The sequence below is a fragment of the Jeotgalicoccus huakuii genome (assembly GCF_036665975.1).
GTDB classification, from domain to species: Bacteria; Bacillota; Bacilli; order Staphylococcales; family Salinicoccaceae; genus Jeotgalicoccus; species Jeotgalicoccus marinus.
Genome location: NZ_JAVIYN010000012.1, coordinates 32843 through 49328 on the forward strand (window position 1 = coordinate 32843; position 16486 = coordinate 49328).

Annotated in this window: 16 protein-coding genes; 9 read left to right on the plus strand and 7 right to left on the minus strand. The window is 36.4% G+C overall.

What is annotated here, in order from left to right:
- Positions 1-30: 30 nt before the first annotated feature.
- Entirely contained in the window at positions 31-993 is a 963-nt protein-coding gene (locus tag V6E76_RS07455; RefSeq protein ID WP_499797749.1) for a threonine ammonia-lyase, read from the minus strand.
- A gap of 129 nt (positions 994-1122) precedes the next feature.
- Between V6E76_RS07455 and V6E76_RS07460 the strand changes: the two genes are divergently transcribed.
- The gene (locus V6E76_RS07460) at positions 1123-1824 is read left to right on the plus strand and encodes a GTP pyrophosphokinase (RefSeq protein WP_247351767.1); all 702 of its coding nucleotides are present in this window, start codon (positions 1123-1125) and stop codon (positions 1822-1824) included.
- A gap of 24 nt (positions 1825-1848) precedes the next feature.
- The gene (locus V6E76_RS07465) at positions 1849-2874 is read left to right on the plus strand and encodes a DUF4097 family beta strand repeat-containing protein (protein ID WP_247351769.1); all 1026 of its coding nucleotides are present in this window, start codon (positions 1849-1851) and stop codon (positions 2872-2874) included.
- 292 nt (positions 2875-3166) lie between these two features.
- Here the strand turns inward: V6E76_RS07465 and V6E76_RS07470 are convergent, their stop codons facing one another.
- From V6E76_RS07470 to V6E76_RS07485, 4 genes are read right to left on the minus strand one after another with little or no spacing between them, the layout of a single operon-like run.
- Positions 3167-3889, minus strand: coding sequence for an ABC transporter permease subunit (locus V6E76_RS07470; protein ID WP_247351772.1), 723 nt, complete (start codon positions 3887-3889; stop codon positions 3167-3169).
- Between the two features lie 2 nt (positions 3890-3891).
- Complete coding sequence (locus tag V6E76_RS07475; RefSeq protein ID WP_247351774.1) at positions 3892-4755, minus strand: ABC transporter ATP-binding protein; 864 nt, start codon at positions 4753-4755, stop codon at positions 3892-3894.
- 18 nt (positions 4756-4773) lie between these two features.
- On the minus strand, positions 4774-5367 hold the full coding sequence (locus tag V6E76_RS07480) for a DUF2812 domain-containing protein (protein ID WP_247351776.1): 594 nt from the start codon (positions 5365-5367) through the stop codon (positions 4774-4776).
- Positions 5354-5677 (minus strand): PadR family transcriptional regulator, encoded by a 324-nt coding sequence (locus tag V6E76_RS07485; protein ID WP_247351778.1) that lies wholly within the window; start codon positions 5675-5677, stop codon positions 5354-5356. Before V6E76_RS07485 ends, V6E76_RS07480 begins: the two co-directional genes overlap by 14 nt.
- Before the next feature lie 187 nt (positions 5678-5864).
- Here V6E76_RS07485 and V6E76_RS07490 point away from each other — a divergent pair, with 187 nt between their 5' ends.
- The 6 genes from V6E76_RS07490 (at position 5865) to V6E76_RS07515 (ending at position 12003) form a co-directional block, all read left to right on the plus strand.
- Positions 5865-7085: an iron-containing alcohol dehydrogenase gene (locus tag V6E76_RS07490; protein ID WP_247351780.1), complete on the plus strand. Its 1221-nt coding sequence runs from the start codon at positions 5865-5867 to the stop codon at positions 7083-7085.
- A 128-nt stretch (positions 7086-7213) separates the two neighbouring features.
- Positions 7214-8173, plus strand: coding sequence for an ABC transporter substrate-binding protein (locus tag V6E76_RS07495; protein WP_247351783.1), 960 nt, complete (start codon positions 7214-7216; stop codon positions 8171-8173).
- A gap of 12 nt (positions 8174-8185) precedes the next feature.
- Positions 8186-9220, plus strand: a complete 1035-nt coding sequence (locus tag V6E76_RS07500; RefSeq protein WP_198687480.1) for an NAD(P)/FAD-dependent oxidoreductase — start codon at positions 8186-8188, stop codon at positions 9218-9220.
- A gap of 99 nt (positions 9221-9319) precedes the next feature.
- Positions 9320-10729, plus strand: a complete 1410-nt coding sequence (gene rlmD, locus V6E76_RS07505; protein WP_499797754.1) for a 23S rRNA (uracil(1939)-C(5))-methyltransferase RlmD — start codon at positions 9320-9322, stop codon at positions 10727-10729.
- Positions 10730-10828: 99 nt separating this feature from the next.
- Entirely contained in the window at positions 10829-11593 is a 765-nt protein-coding gene (locus tag V6E76_RS07510) for an aminotransferase class V-fold PLP-dependent enzyme (protein WP_247351788.1), read from the plus strand.
- 23 nt (positions 11594-11616) lie between these two features.
- Entirely contained in the window at positions 11617-12003 is a 387-nt protein-coding gene (locus V6E76_RS07515; RefSeq protein ID WP_247351790.1) for an OsmC family protein, read from the plus strand.
- Between the two features lie 81 nt (positions 12004-12084).
- Here V6E76_RS07515 and V6E76_RS07520 read toward each other — a convergent pair whose 3' ends face one another.
- Positions 12085-13176: a glycerol dehydrogenase gene (locus V6E76_RS07520; RefSeq protein ID WP_247351855.1), complete on the minus strand. Its 1092-nt coding sequence runs from the start codon at positions 13174-13176 to the stop codon at positions 12085-12087.
- 443 nt (positions 13177-13619) lie between these two features.
- On the opposite strand from V6E76_RS07520, the gene V6E76_RS07525 reads away from it, so the two are divergent.
- Positions 13620-15194, plus strand: a complete 1575-nt coding sequence (locus V6E76_RS07525) for a Vga family ABC-F type ribosomal protection protein (protein ID WP_247351792.1) — start codon at positions 13620-13622, stop codon at positions 15192-15194.
- Between the two features lie 92 nt (positions 15195-15286).
- Here the strand turns inward: V6E76_RS07525 and V6E76_RS07530 are convergent, their stop codons facing one another.
- Positions 15287-16474: an NADH-dependent flavin oxidoreductase gene (locus V6E76_RS07530; protein ID WP_247351794.1), complete on the minus strand. Its 1188-nt coding sequence runs from the start codon at positions 16472-16474 to the stop codon at positions 15287-15289.
- Between the last annotated feature and the right edge of the window lie 12 nt (positions 16475-16486).

Consider the following 16486-nt stretch of genomic DNA (forward strand, 5'->3'; position numbering starts at 1 on the left):
GTGAAATTAGATTTTCACGTCGCTTTCTTTTTATTTATAATCTACATCTTTAATGTAGTCTAGTTGTTCAAAACCAAGGTTGCCACCAGTAATAACAAAGCATACTTTGTCTTTAGGGTTAACCTCTATTTCTTTATTAAGTACTGCACCGACACTCGCAGATGAGGAGATTTCAGCTAAGATTTTTCCTTCCATTAACAATAACTTTTGTCCCATTTTCATTGCTTCTTCAGTTGCTGTATGGAAGCTATCTACATATTTTTCAACGATTGGGAAGGTCTTTTCACCTGGCACTACAGTCACTAAGCCATCAGCGATTGTCCCTTTATTTTCAACTTGTGTAATTTTCCCGTTCTTAAGACTTTCATTATATTTCGGTAAATTAAATGGCTCAACACCATGAACTTTGGCACTGCTACCTGATTCTTTAATCGCAGTTGCGATACCGGATAAGATCCCACCACCTGAAGCGGGCACAAAAATTTGATCGACATCAGGTAATTGTTCTAAAATCTCTAATCCAATTGTGCCTTGTCCTGCCATAACTCTATAATCATTAAATGGGTGAATTAATTCGTAGCCATGTTCTTTAGAGAGGTCTTCAGTTAACTTAAAACGTTCTTCAACAGTCGTTGGAATAATTTCTGCCCCGTGTTCTAAAATCTTTTCCTTCTTGAATGCTGGAGCCGTATCTTGAACAGCGACGACTGCTTTAATACCTAACATTTTTGCCCCATAGGCAATGGCTTGACCATGGTTACCTGAAGATGAAGCAATAATGCCTTTACTTAACTGTTCGTCAGAAAGTTGAAGTAGAGTGTTCATCACACCACGAAGTTTAAAAGCCTTAGTCAATTGCATATTTTCTAATTTAACGTAAACTTCGCAACCTAAGTATTCTTCTAGGTTATGTAATCTTAAAAGTGGTGTCTCTACAGTATACGGTGCAATACGTTCACGAGCTTCTTTGATATCAGCTAATTTCAATGTCATAATACCATCCCCTTTTCTTATTAGTTTTATCATAACGCTTTTTCAGAATAATAGAAATATATGAATTTTGGTATATTATTAAAAATACATTTATAATAAGAGACAGAAGTATTTCTAGGAGTGTATGAAATGTACGTTGACCGTAAACCATCTATAGATATTTTAGATTTAAAAGAATCAATGGCGAATAGAATTAAGGAAAGAGAGCACTTCAATTCTCTTGAATATTTTGATCAACTTATAGACTTTGTAGAACTCAATCATATATATTCTTCAGCTTTAGAAGAAGTCACAACGAAATTAAAAATTTTAGACGATGAGTTTCAAGTCATTCACAAACATAATCCCATACATCACATGGAGAGAAGAGTGAAAGGCACTCAGAGTTTATTGAGTAAGCTAGAGCGAAAAGGTCTAGATATTAACGTTGAAAGTGCTAGGAAAAACATTTTAGACATCGCTGGTATGAGGGTAATCTGTAATTATATTGAAGATATCTATGTGCTAGAATCCCTATTTTTAAAACAAGAGGATGTTAAATTATTAAAAAGAAAAGACTATATAGAACATCCAAAAGAAAATGGTTATCGTAGTCTTCATATCGTTGTATCAATCCCTGTGTTTTTATCGGAAAGAATTGAACACACACCTGTGGAGATACAAATCAGAACGATTGGTATGGATATGTGGGCAAGTCTTGAGCATAAAATGCGCTATAAAAATACTAAGAAAGATACGAAAACGTATCAAGATGCTCTATTAGAATGTGCCAGACAAATTTCAGATGTGGAAGATAAAATGCAAAATATGCATAACGAGATCGAAAAATAAGTAGGGTAGAATCAGGAGAATTTTATGACGCTAGACAATTTTTTAAATGAGTTGAGAGATGAACTCGGTATTTTACCGGAAGAACAAAGAGATGCAATCATCGATCGTTTTAAAGTGCAAATCGAACGAGCCAAAGATTTAGGAGATAGTGAAGCGGACTTGTTAAAAGTCTTGGATGATCCAAAAAAAGTGGCTGAGAAATATATAAGAGATACCGTTGTTGAAGAAGAAGCTACGGAGGAAGAAAAGATTGTAGAGGTTCCGGAAGGAGAAATCCAACCAGTAACAGCGGATTTTGCATCTGTGGTTAATCAGTATGATATTCAAAAGCTGATGGTAAGCGGGACGTCGGTCGATGTCAAAGTTGAGGCTGGACATAAGCTTGGATTTAAATTTATATCGTATTCACATAAAGGAGATTTGAGCTATCAAATTAAGGATGGTCGGTTGAACATACTTCATACTGGACAAAAGAAAAATGTAAGAGTGCATACGATTTTTGACTATATGAAAAAAAGAAAACAGATGCGAAATGATGAGCTGACAATCATTTGGCCGAAGTCATTAGATGAGTTGAATGTGGATTTAAGACACGGCAAAATCAGTTTGGCACATATCAATGCTAAAAATCTAAGACTTCATAGTTCTGAAGGAATGGTCGAAGCAACAAATGTGAAAAGTGATAATGCAGAGATTAAATCAGCCATGGGGCGTCTTATTTCACGAACAAGTCAGTTTAATGAATTATCTATGAAAACAGAGATGGGTAAAATTATTTTAGAAGATGTTGGGTCTGATTACTATCATCTTATTTCGGAGCTCGGGAGTATTAATCTGACTGGACTAAAAGTAGAAAGTAACGTGAAAGCAATCAGTAAGATGGGCGCAGTTCATGTTAAATATAAAAAAGCACCCCAGTCCACTAAAGTCGTTGCGAAGGCGAATGTCGGTAAAGTACATAACGACTTGGCAAAGATTGAAATTGTAGATTCTCGTTATAAGGCAGAATATAAAAGTGAGATGGGTTCTGTGAGAGTTAGCTTGTTGTAGGGGTTTTATTGTTTTTGGGATGGTGATGAGTTCAGTTTGTCACCATCTGATGTGATTCGAAAAGTGATGAGAAAGTGTCATTCCCATCCAGAGTGATTAGAGTGGTGATGAGAAAGTGTCATCTCCATCCAGAATGATTAGAATAGTGATGAGAGACTGACATTTCCATCCAGGGTGTTTAGAATGGTGATGAGAAAGTGTCATCTCCATCCGGCAACACAACATAACCAAAATACTATAACAAAACCAAAAATTAGGGTGGAAATCATATCAAGATTTCCACCCTAAAATTTTAATAGTCTTTTCTTCTAATCAATAACATGCCCAATACTGTGAATAATAGAATGGCAACAATAGAGGAGATGTAAAATGAAGTTTGCCATTCAAGCGTATTAAGAAGATCTGGCAAATAGTAAAGTGGCAGGCTATCTTCTAAAAAGTTTACGACTGAGTCTGGTATCTTATCCCAGAATAATAAGCCGTTAAATAGACTCGGGAGTAGCACGATTGAAATCAAAGAGATAATAAATAGTGCTGCAAAGTTAGTAAAGTAAATACTAATTAATAGGAAAAGACCACCATAGAATAATGTGTAAATGACATAAGTGACTGGAATTTTCCAGTATAGTGCTGCATCAAAGTCTAGTCCAGCATAGGTTGAAAGTGCATAAGTGGAAGCTAGGCAGACGAGTCCAAATAGTAATCCAATACAACCGATGGATATTATTTTACTCAAGAAATATTTCATTCTATTTCCTGATTGATTCATCATTAAAATAATCGTATTCTGACTTAAGTCTTTAGTAAAAGCTAACATAGCATTAATCACGACGAGTAGGGATCCGAAGAATGCAAAGAATGCAATCAGTTGTGTCGTATCAAATGGTGCTTCAAAATTTGCGACTGAATATGCAATGGCACCTGCTGGTAAGATGCACAGGATTAGTGAGAAATAAGTGAACCAACTTCTTAAAGCTGTGAGTAAATCGTATGTTACTATTTTACTAATCTTCATTATTATTTCTCACCATCCTTCATTTGACTAAAGTAATAATCCTTAACAGATTGCTTATGCTTATTAATATCCACCGGATACACGCCGTCAACACTGAGTGCTTTTAAGATATCCTGCAGTTTATGAATCTGACGTGTTGAGATAATGGTATCATTCATTTTAGCTTGACTATCAATTTCCTTAATAATTTGTTTGGCAAGTTCAATATCTTTAATGTCAAACACCAAGGATAGGGTACTTTGAGTCGACAGTTCAGCAATGTTTTCCTTATTGCTTAAAACCCCTTTGTCGATAAAAACAATATCATCACTCACTGCTTCAATATCTTCCAGTTTATGACTCGATATTAGAACTTTCATATTTTGAGACTGAGCTAAATCTCGTATGATTCTTAGAACTTCTATGGATCCATCAGGGTCCATGCCATTCGTCGGTTCATCCAAAATTAAATAGTCAGGCTTTCTAGCTAAGGCAATCACCAGACCTAATTTTTGTTTCATACCCATAGAGTAGGTCTTCATTTTTTTATTTACATAGCCAGACATGCCTAGATCTTCTAGGAGACTATTAATATATTGCTTGTCATAAGCAGTGCCATTAATATTCGTGAAATACTTAATGTTATATAGACCAGAACGATTTTTATAATATTTTGGTTCCTCAATTAAATAACCAACTGTTGCTTGATTATCAACAGTCACATCTCCTGAATAATTAGGAATAATGTTGCACATAATCTTCATCATTGTTGTTTTACCGGCACCATTCTTACCAATCAGTCCAGTTACATTGGAGTCGAGCATAAAGTTGACTTGGTTTAATACTAAATTGGATTTGTATTTTTTTGTTACATTGCTTAGTTCCATCTGTTCGATCTCCTTTACTTAAAGATTTTTTTCAGCTTCTTTTTTTGCTTTCTCTAGGTTTGAATAGGACATAAAGAAAAATATACCCATTATTAAGAAGATAAATGGTGGTACTACTCTCATAAGCGCAAAAGGTAATTCAAATAAAAATGCACGCCAAAATTCAAAGCCTTCCATATCAAACAAGCCAGGTGTTAAAAAAATTGCGCCATCGTAGGTATTGAAAAATATAAAAGTATAAATCAAAAATATAAGAGCAAAAGTTCCTGTGTATGAAGCAGCGCGTTTATAAAAACCTACTTTTGACTCGACATCTGAAAATAGTTCATCGTTGCCATCTTTAACTTTCGTCCATGTGTGAGGTGTCATTCCAAAGCGGCCACCACGGACATGTTCCCATCCCAAATCTTCATGAATTGACACATATTCATGATACTTTTCTGTACTCATGCTATTGCGATAATCAAGTCGAGTGACATAATTTTTGTCACTTTTTTCAAATACAAAAATAAAATCCATTGGATTTTTGACAAGTTTATAACCTTGTTCATTCATTTCGTTCAACCATTTTTCTTGTTTATTTGGGTTTGTGAAATACTTATATACTCTCATCTTTTTCAACTCCTTTTTCGTAAAGCGTAATAATATGATGTAACCTTTCGTTTTCTTTCTTTAAAATTTCTTCACCGAGTGTAGTGGTCTGATATACTTTTTTTCGTTCGCCAGGTTCTGATAAGAGTTCTATATAACCGTGTTTTTTTAAGTTCTCTAAGGCACCATAAAGCGTCCCCGCTGCGATGTTAACTTCTCCCTGACTCATTTCACTAACTAACTGCATAATGCGATAACCATGTAAAGGTGTTCTGAGTGCGAGTAATATTAGATGCATGGTCTCTGATAAAGGAACTAATTTAGGTCTCATATAATGTTCTCCTTTATATAGTTGTTCTGTATAGTTTAACTATATAGTTAAACTGTATAAATGTCAACTGTATAAAATTGATGAAAATTTAATCTATTTATCATTTTTCTTTCACGATAATTTAGGAATAGGTATGTATCATGTGGCAATAAGCGGGTGATTAGACGCTTTGAAAGGAAAGATAATCATGTTTTTAAGATTTTATAGTAGAGCATATCAATTCTTATTAAAAAGTATGGCACCATTGTTTAATTGGCAGCCTGAGACGGTTCTTAATTGTGCCGGATGTATTGAAAAATTAGCGCCAAAATTGGCAGATGATAACATAGATAGAGTACTGATTGTCACAGACGAAAAAATATTAAATGCTGGACTTCTTAATTCACTTTTAACGTCTTTAAATAAAGCAAATATTATTTATTATATCTATAAAGGTGTAGAAGAAAATCCAACAGTGTCACATGCTAAAGCGGCAAGAGATTTATATTTAAGAGAGAATTGCCAAGCAATAATTGGTTTTGGCGGTGGTTCTGCCATAGATTGTGCCAAAGGTGCTGGGGTTTTATCCACAAATAATATGGAGCATTTAAGTGAATATAAAGGATTTATGAAAGTGAAGAATAAGCTACCTTACTTAGTAGCAGTACCAACGACAGCAGGAACTGGAAGTGAAGCATCAAACTGTGCAGTACTCAGTGATGAAACTGGTGAGAATAAATTCGTGATCACTGATGCTAAACTCATGCCGAAAACAGTTGTCTTAGACCCTGAACTACTGATAAGTTTGTCGAGAGAAATGACAGCTTATACAGGCATGGATGCTTTAGTGCATGCCGTTGAAGCTTATATTAGCCAAAATTCCAATAAGCAAACGAGAATGCTAAGTGAAGAAGCAGTGGAACTCATCTTCAAAAACTTGTATGAATCATACCAGGACGGTAGTAACATGACAGCAAGAACAAATATGCAAAGAGCATCTTATTTCTCTGGTAAGGCGTTTACAAGAGCTGGACTCGGGAATATTCATGCCTTGAGTCATTCAATTGAGTTAAAATATAAAATCCAACATGGTCATGCAGTGGCCTATTTAATGCCTTATGTATTAGAGAAGTACGGTAGTAAAATTAACAGTCAACTAGCGAAACTTGCACTGATTGCAGGCGTTTCAGAAGAATCGGATAGCATTGAAGAAAGCGCGCAAAAATTTATTCATGGAATCCGTTTGTTGAATGAAAAAATGAATATTGAAATGCCATTGAATGCATTAGCTAAAGAAGAGGTTGGTTTCTTAGCTAAGCTTGCATACAAGGAAGCGAACCCTTACTATCCAGTCCCTGTCATGTTTAATAAAGATGATTTTCAAGGATTGCTTGAACGCGTTTTTATCAGTGAAAGAAGAATAGCTTAAGCTATTCTTCTTTTTTTATTAATAATAAATCATGCCTTACTCTAAAGTTTTATTGACTTTATAGTGTAATAAGCATAAAATTTAATTGATAATGATTATCAATATTATAATAGGACAGAGGGAAAATAATGAAGAAATTACTTTCGATTATGTTAGGTGTATCTATCTTTTTAGCTGGATGTTCAAATACAAGTGACGATACTGCACAAAATGAATCTGAGGAAGGTGCATCAGAAGAGGGTGAGGAGCGCGTCCTTACAGATGATTCAGGTAATGAGGTAACGATTCCTAGTAATCCAGAAAGAATAATTGGTACATATTTAGAAGATGATTTACTAGCGCTAGAAGAAACACCAATTGCGCAGTGGACAGTTGGAGAAAATAGTGTCCAAGATTATTTACAAGATGAAGGTCTTGAAGGATTACCATTAATGCCTTTTGACTTACCATTTGAATCAGTAGCAGCTGAAGAGCCCGATCTACTACTTATCAGTTCTGCAGATACTGTAGAAGGTGACAAATACGAAAGCTATTCTAAGATTGCGCCAACATTTGTTGTAGACAGTGGCTCATATGATGATTGGAGAGACCGTTTGAAACGTGTTTCAGAAGTATTTGGTAAGGAAGATTTAGCCGAAGAAAAGATTAATGAATATAACGAACTTGTAGATCAAGCTTCTACTGAATTATCTGAAGAGGTAAATAATGAGTCTGCAATTGCTGTATGGTACACTGGCGGTTCCTTCTTTATTTCTAACAAAGACAAGTCAAGTGGTGAAGTGCTATATAATGATTTAGGTTTGACAGCACCAGACCTAGTTGAAGAGCTATCAGCGGATAACGAAACACCTTGGATTGAAGCTTCACTTGAAAGTTTTGCAGAATTAGATGTGGATCATATTTTCTTCATTGCTGATGCTGAAGGGGATAGTGAAAAAGCATTAGCAGATGATGTGTTCCAAAATATACCTGCTGTCGAAAACGGTAATGTGTATGAATTAGAGCAAGGAAACAGCTGGTTATATAGTGGATATATTGCGAATAGCTTAATCGTTGAAGATGTGGAAGAAGCATTGGGTACAAATTAAGGAGTGTAAGGAATGTCACACAATATATATGATGTTACAGTGATTGGCGGTGGGCCAGCCGGACTATTTAGTGCCTTCTACGCAGGGCTTCGTGAAATGAAGACGAAGATTATAGATGGCCAGGAAAGGTTAGGCGGAAAGGTACATCTTTATCCACAAAAAATGATTTGGGATATTGGAGGAACGGAGCCATTACCAGCAGGTAAACTGATTGAAAAGTCTATTGCACAAGGTTTGACTTTTGATCCGGATGTAGTGCTCAATACCATTGTTACAAATATTAAAAAGGATACTGATGATTACTTTACGATTGCCACTGAATCTGGAGAAGAACATTATTCTAAAAGTGTGATAATTACCATAGGCGGCGGTGGCATGATTCAGCCAGTTAAACTAGATGTTGAAAATGCTGACCGTTATGAAGGTAAAAGTTTACATTATGCAGTACCAGATATTATGAGCTTTAAAGGTAAAAAAGTGTTAATTACAGGAGGGTCATACTCAGCAGTAGACTGGGCTAATGATTTAACCCCAATCGCAGGAGAAATCAACTTGATCTACCGTGGTGATGATTTGACCGCTCATGAAGCAGAGGTCAGTCGTTTGAAGAAGAATGGTGTTAAGATTCGTACTCAATCAATTGTCACTGGGGTAAGCGGTGAAAATAACCTTGAAACTGTTGATATTAAAAACAAGGTTACTGGTGAAGAAACAACGGAAACTTTTGATGCGATTATTGTTAACCATGGCTATGATCAAAATAACCTCCTGTTTAGAGAAAATCATTTAGGACTAAATTTAGAAAATGATTTTTATATTAAGGCTGCACCCACTGGATTAACAAATGTGCCAGGAATATTCGCTGCAGGGGACTGCATACGTTACGAAGGTAAAGTCAATCTTATTGCTGGTGCTTATGCAGATGCGGTTAACGCTGTAAATAACGCTAAGACACATTTAGATCCTGAAGCAAACCAATACGCGATGGTGTCATCACACAATCAGCGATTTAAAGAAAAGAATAGAAAAATTATGTATGAAGATTAGGATGCCCTTGTGGGCATCTTTTTTTCGCTTGCAAGTCCTCTAGTCTATCAGTAAAATTGTATGAACGAATATAAGTGTGAGGCGATTGAAGTGGCAAAAATAAATAATGATCATATAGAAACATTTGAAGTAAAGATCAATGACTTTGATAGGAAGGGCTCAGGTAGAGGTGTAGCGTATCGAGATAACGGAGGTCATAAACCGCGTCAAATCAAATTGACGATTCCACAAACGATTCCCGGTGAGAAGGTACTTGTTGATGTACCGAATCCGACGAGAAAACGTGGCACAGTGATGCCGAAAGAAATTATTGAAGAAAGCCCAAATAGAATCACACCACCCTGTCCTCATTTTGAGCTTTGTGGCGGCTGTGTATGGCAGCACTGGACGTATAATTCACAATTAATTGAGAAGACGAATTACGTGAAGCGTGAGTTAGACAGAAATGGTTTTGATGAAAACATCGTTAAAGATGCAATTGGTATGGAAAAAAATCCATTTGAATACCGTAACAAGATGGAATTCACCTTCGGACAGAACGGTGAATTAGGAATGCATGAACTTGGTAATTTCAGAAAAGTCATCGACTTAGATACTTGTCTGATTGCAGATAAAGATATGGTGAATGCAATGTTGACTGTATCTGAGTGGGCACGTAAGTACGATTTACCCGGTTACCATAAAGAGAATCATACAGGATTACTGAGACACTTGATGGTCAGACGTTCTCAAGAAACAAAAGAGATGATGTTGGCTATTTTCGCGACAGAAACACCTGATGGCGAGTTAAAAGATAAAATCGACGAGTTAGTAGCTGATATAACCGCACAATTTTCAAACGTGAAAAGCATGATGTGGATGGTCAATACAGATATGGCTGACCGAACACAATCTGAGGATACCTATACTTTATTTGGTAGAGATTACATATATGATGTCATGTATGGTTATAAATATCGAATCTGGTTCGATACTTTCTTCCAAACAAATCCAACACAGGCTGAAAAGCTAGTTGACTTAGCAATCGAAATGGCAGAAGCAACAGAAGATCAGAGAATGATTGATCTGTTTTGTGGCGTAGGTACATTCTCACTACCATTCGCTAAGAGAGTGAAAGAACTTGCAGGTATTGAAATTGTAGAAACTTCTATAGAGTCAGCTAAAAGAAATGCTGAAGATAATGGCATCAATAACACGTACTTCCTTGCTAAAGATGCAAGAAAAGGCATGGACGAAGTATTAGAGACATGGGGTAAGCCAGACCTATTAATGCTGGACCCACCGCGTTCAGGTGCAGGCGGTAAGGTCATGAGAAGAATTGGTAGACTTGGCACAGAGCGTGTCGTTTATGTATCATGTAACCCGGAAACATTCTCTGATGATATCGTTTGGCTCCGTGAGTTTGGTTATGAGTTAAAACAAGTTCAACCTGTGGACTTATTTCCGCATACAGCCCATGTTGAGGTCGTGAGTTTACTAGAAAAGACTTCTGAACCAACGATGAATTAAGTATAAAAATTTTCATATAACAATATAGATTATTAGTATTTGTGATTCATTCAAATTTCCCTAACAATAAATGTAACAACTTAAAAGGGGTTTTTTACAATGAGTCATGTTGCAGAAGGGAAACTATTAGATTCAGAGTTACTGGGAGAAATTAGAGAGAAATTTGCTTACATCGATACTGATCCATTAACTAAAGAGCACAGAATATTTTTAGATAATGCAGGGCGTTCTTTTAGACTTAAGCGTGCGAATGAACGATTTGCTGAAGTAGATTTAATTCCTGACCATCCGATGAGGGGACATCAAACGGCTGTATATTTGTCGGATATTGAAAAACAAGGTATTGACGATATCAGAACAATATTCAATGCGAAAACTGGGGCGATTGTACCATACTATACGGCTTCACAGGCAATGTTTAATCTAACAGGTATAGTAGCAGAACATGTTGAAGGGACTAATAATGTAATGACAGCCTTGGAGCACCCTTCACTTTATGATGCTGCTCAATTTTATGCAGATAAGTTTGGAAAGGAACTCCGTGTTGCACCGACAAACAAAATCACTGGTGGTGTCGATGTCGAGGAGATTACAAAGTTAATTGATAAAGATACACTCTCTTTAAATTTCATCTATGCATCAAATATATCTGGCGCCATTTTAGATGTAGAAACAATCATTACAGCTAATCTTATCTTAAGTCAAAATGTTGAAAAGAGAGAAACTGTTGATAGTATAATATTAAGTGCTTCTGAACATGGTGGTAAAATCATATCTAATGGCAAGGCAGATGATTGGGGATATTCAGCTATATTTAAAGATTTAGATGATGTAACTTGGGAATTAATCGCTTGGAATGAATGAAAAAACAAAGAGGAGAATGCACAATGATTAAATTAGTTAAAAATAAAGATCAGGTACACGAAATTACAAATGACAAAAATGTAATGACTACAGGTGCTGCACAGGACAGTGTGACTGAAGGCTATAGTCCTATTGATTACATTACTAGTTCAGTTGCTATGTGTATGGCACTGACATTAGATACTGTACTAGATCGTGGGGATATCGAAGTTGATTCCTATGAGATTAAAACATCTGCTACAAAAGCAAATACAAGCCCATCAAGACTTGAAAAAATTGATGTAGAGATTGAATTTAAAGGTAATGTCGATGAAGCCACCAAAGAAAAACTAGTCCTAATTGCCAAACGTGGTTGTACGATTGGCAATACCATTGAACATGGTGCACCTGTGAATGTGACTTCAAATTAAATAATGCGCCCCCTAAGTGTATACTTAAGGGGGCGCATATCATATTTAAAAGATGTGGACTTTCTTATTTTACTATCTATTTTAAGCGGTAGTAATGGCGTTTACTGCTAAAATCGCGTCAGCAATTTGTTCAGGTGTTAGTTCAGGATTCATATTATGTGAAGTTTCACCTTCAGCAGTTGCAAGTTCTCCTATTTTAATTAAATCTTCATAAGGTGCGCCATCTAAGTGCAGATCTTTTAATGTTGTTGGTAGTTCAATTTCTTTGAAAAAGTCTGCATAGCGTAAGATTTCTTCTTCAGAATACCCTTCTAAAACAAGTTGAGTTAAGATTCCATAAGCAACTTTTTCACCATGCGTTAAGTGATGAATATCTCCACTTAAGGCTGTAAATCCATTGTGTACTGCATGAGCTGCTGCAATTCCACCATTCTCGAAACCTAAGCCGGAGAGGAGGGTATTCGCTTCAATAACCGCTTCAACTGGTGGCGTCACTAAGCCTTCTTTTGCAGCTTTATATGCTGCTGGACCTTGTTCAAATAAAATTTCTTCTGCTTTCTCAGCAATCGCTTCAGCAGCTAATGTCGCTCTACCACCAGCCATTGTTACAGAATTACGCTTTCTAGAAGCTCTTGATTCAACGAGTGTTGCCATTGCATCACCCATACCTGAAGCGAAAAGAAGTATTGGTGCACCGACAATAACCTTAGAATCTACAAGTACTAAATCAGGGTTTTTATCGTAAAATTTATAACCCTCAAATACACCATCATCTGAGTAGATTACAGATAGGGCACTCGTTGGTGCATCTGTTGATGCAGTCGTAGGGACGACAATAACTGGTAGGTTAATTGAATCACTCACAGCTTTAGCGGTATCAATAGTCTTCCCACCACCAACACCGATTACGACATCAACACTGTTGTCTTGACCAACATTCGCCAATCTTTCAATTTCATTATTTGATGATTCACCCGAGAAAGGCTCATAGTGGAAATCTAAACTAGCATCTTGAAGGCTCTTTTCAATATTTTCACCTGTTATATTCCATACATTTTCATCAGATAAAACCAATGGTTTAGAACCAATTTTCGCAACTTCTTCACCTATCGTGCTAAGAATTCCAGCACCTTGGATATACTTTTTTGGGGAAATAAATACTCTTTTTTGTATATTATCATTCTCCTTTATATATTGTGAAAAAATTAACAATATTGCTATAGGTTCATTATATCAAGATAGTTCAGTAAATTCAAATAATTAAATTAAAGTTTATCTAAGAATATAAAAGCAATCACTAATGAGGTTATTCACTTGGCCTTGTTGACAGTATTTTAGACGGATGTTAATCTGTAAGCAATCTAAGAAAGAGGTGAGCCAATCACATGAAGTTCTAATCCTATTTAACCAAAAACCACGCAAGTGAATAAGTATTTATATTGAATGCTTATTTGTTGTGTTTGTTTTTAGAATAGGATTGGATTCGATATTTGTGTTTGGGTGTATAGTTGGGTGAATTCTGTCTGCCTATCTATAATCATCTCAATGTGTGGATACCTCCTATTCTATTTAGAAATAGGAGGTATTTTTATGCCTCCATTTAAGGAGTAGATATTATGCAGTTACTTGAAATTATGAACTTAAAACATTATGTCAGAGACCGCTTACTGTTTGAAGCCAATCACTTACATGTAGATGATAATCAAATTATCGGCTTAGTTGGGGATAATGGCAGCGGTAAGACCAATTTACTAAGCATTATAGAAGGTACAATTACAGCAGAAGAAGGTACGATTGATCGAAAAACGACTGTTGAACTCGTACCTCAGATTAAGAAGATAGATGATGAAAAAAGTGGAGGTGAAATGACTCAAGCTTATATACAACAGGCAATTAATCATTCAGCCGGCTTATTATTATTAGACGAACCTACAACGCATCTAGATTTTAAACATATCGATTGGTTGAAAGAAAAATTGAACGGCTTGTCTGGAGCTATGATTATCGTCTCTCACGACCGTGATTTTTTATCAGCAATGTGTACTGATATTTGGGAAATAAATGATGAAAAAATTGAAGTTTACCATGGTGGCTATGAGACGTTTATAGAAGAGAAGGAAAAGGTAGAACGTCACCAAATGGCAGAGTACGAAAAGTATGAAAAGAAGAAGTCACAACTAGAAGAGGCAATTAAAAAGAAGGAAGAAAAAGCAGCACGGGCAACAAAAGCACCAAAAAGAGTGTCAAATTCAGAAGCGAGTCAAATGGGGGCAAAGCCATATTTTGCTAAAAAGCAAAAGAAATTAAGAAAAACAGCTTCAGCTCTAGAATCACGCTTAGACCAACTAGAAGAAGTGAAGAAACCAGAAGCTCAAGCACCTATAAAAATGCAAGTGTACAATGAAGAAGCTTTAAAAGACCGCATCATTATCAGAGGAGAGAAGGTAACAGGTAATATTGGTGAGCGAATATTATGGTCACCTTTTAGCTTCAATATTAAGAGTGGTGAAAAGGTCGCGGTAATTGGAGAGAACGGGTCAGGAAAAACGACTTTAATCAATAAAATTTTAAATGATTCAAATGAGATAACAGTATCTCCTGCAGTGAAAATAGCATATTTCTCTCAACATCTGACCATAGTAGATGAGGAAAAAACGATTCTAGAAAATATGAAAGACCTCTCATCACAAGATGAAACGACAATACGAACCGTCCTGGCGAGAATGCACTTTTGGCAAGATGATGTATTTAAGCGAGTTGGTGTCTTAAGTGGGGGAGAAAAGGTGAAAGTCGCCTTGGCTAAGCTATTTTTAAGTGACGTCAATGTGCTGGTATTGGATGAACCAACGAATTTTCTTGATATTAATTCATTAGAAGCATTGGAAGCATTAATGAAATCTTATAAAGGAACAATAATTTTTGTTAGTCACGACCGTATGCTTTTAAAGAACGTTGCCAGTCAAATACTCTCGATTGAAGATAGACAGGTCATAGAGTTCGATGGGACATTCGCTGAATTTGAAAATAGAAATACGGAAACAAAAAGGGATATTAAAAAGGAAAAATTGCTGCTGTTAGACAATAAAATAGCAGATGTTCTTTCACAGCTGAGTATCGAGCCATCAGAAGAATTAGATGCAGAGTTTCAAGCACTTCTTAAGGAGAAAAAGCAGTTAGAGTATGATGATTGATAAAATCGCGAACTCGAAAATAATACGAATACCCGCAATCAAAAAAGCTGGACCTCGAATTAAATTCGAGGTCCAGCAAATAACAATCAATATCATTTTTCTTCTGCTAACCGTCTCAACTCATCACGTGTTTCTTTTGGCAGACCTTCACCGTAGTCCATCATTTTTACAATATCCTTGAAGGCTGCTTTAGGTATTTTGAGGTCATCCAGTTCATCGATAGTAAACTGTAAATCAATCTGATCTTCGTCACCGCTTTGTAGTTTTGCTACAAAATCTGGCTCAGTGATAAAGGGACTAGAGGCACCGACCATATCTGCATACACGAGTGCTTCTAGGGCTTTATCTGGAGAGTTGATACCACCAGTTGCCATCATTGGTACTCGGCCTTTAACGTGTTCATAAACGACTTTATTGACAGGCTGACCCTGATATTGGCCTTCTGCACGCACTTCATTTTGGTAGATGTTGCGTCCCCAAGAGGCGATGGCAAGGTAGTCTAGTCTTCTAATCTTTTCAATCTCATCTACGAAATTCAAGAAGTCTTCTAAACTGTAGCCCACTTCGTTGCCGCGTGTTTCTTCAGGTGTACCTCTAAATCCGAAGATAAAATTCTCATCAGCTTCTTGATCAATTACATCAGAGACAGCTCGAATTACTTCTAGACCAAATCTTGAACGGTTTTCTAATGAATCACTTCCATATTCATCCGTTCTTTCATTGGAAAATTTAGAAAAGAATGTTTGAATTAGTAGACGCTGAGCAGCGGATACTTCAACACCATCAAAACCAGCTGCAATTGCCCGTCTGGTTGCATCAGCATAATTTCTAATTACAAGTTCAATTTTTCTTTTCGTCATCGGTAAAACCTGATGTTTTATAGGTGTGTTTAAGGACATAAAGCTTGGACCATAAACGACACCCAAATCCATAATCGCAGTATTGGCGAACCGGCCTGCATGAGTCAATTGAAGAATGGCTTTACTGCCATTTACTTTCATTGCACTTGCTAGTTTTGTCAGTCCTGGAATTGTTCGGTCATCTGCTACTGAAAACCCATACTCAAATAGCTGACCATAGGGTTCGATGTAAGCAGCGCCAGTGACTTGTATAGGCGCGGATGTTGATCTTCTTAAATGATATTGTTCATCTTCCTCGGTAACCAAACCATCCCGTGTAGAAGAGTTTGTAATCATTGGGGATAGAACAAAACGGTTTTGAAGCTCACTACCGTTTGGTAACTTCAGAGGTTCAAACAAGGGTGAATACTTTTTGTTCATAGTATAACTCCT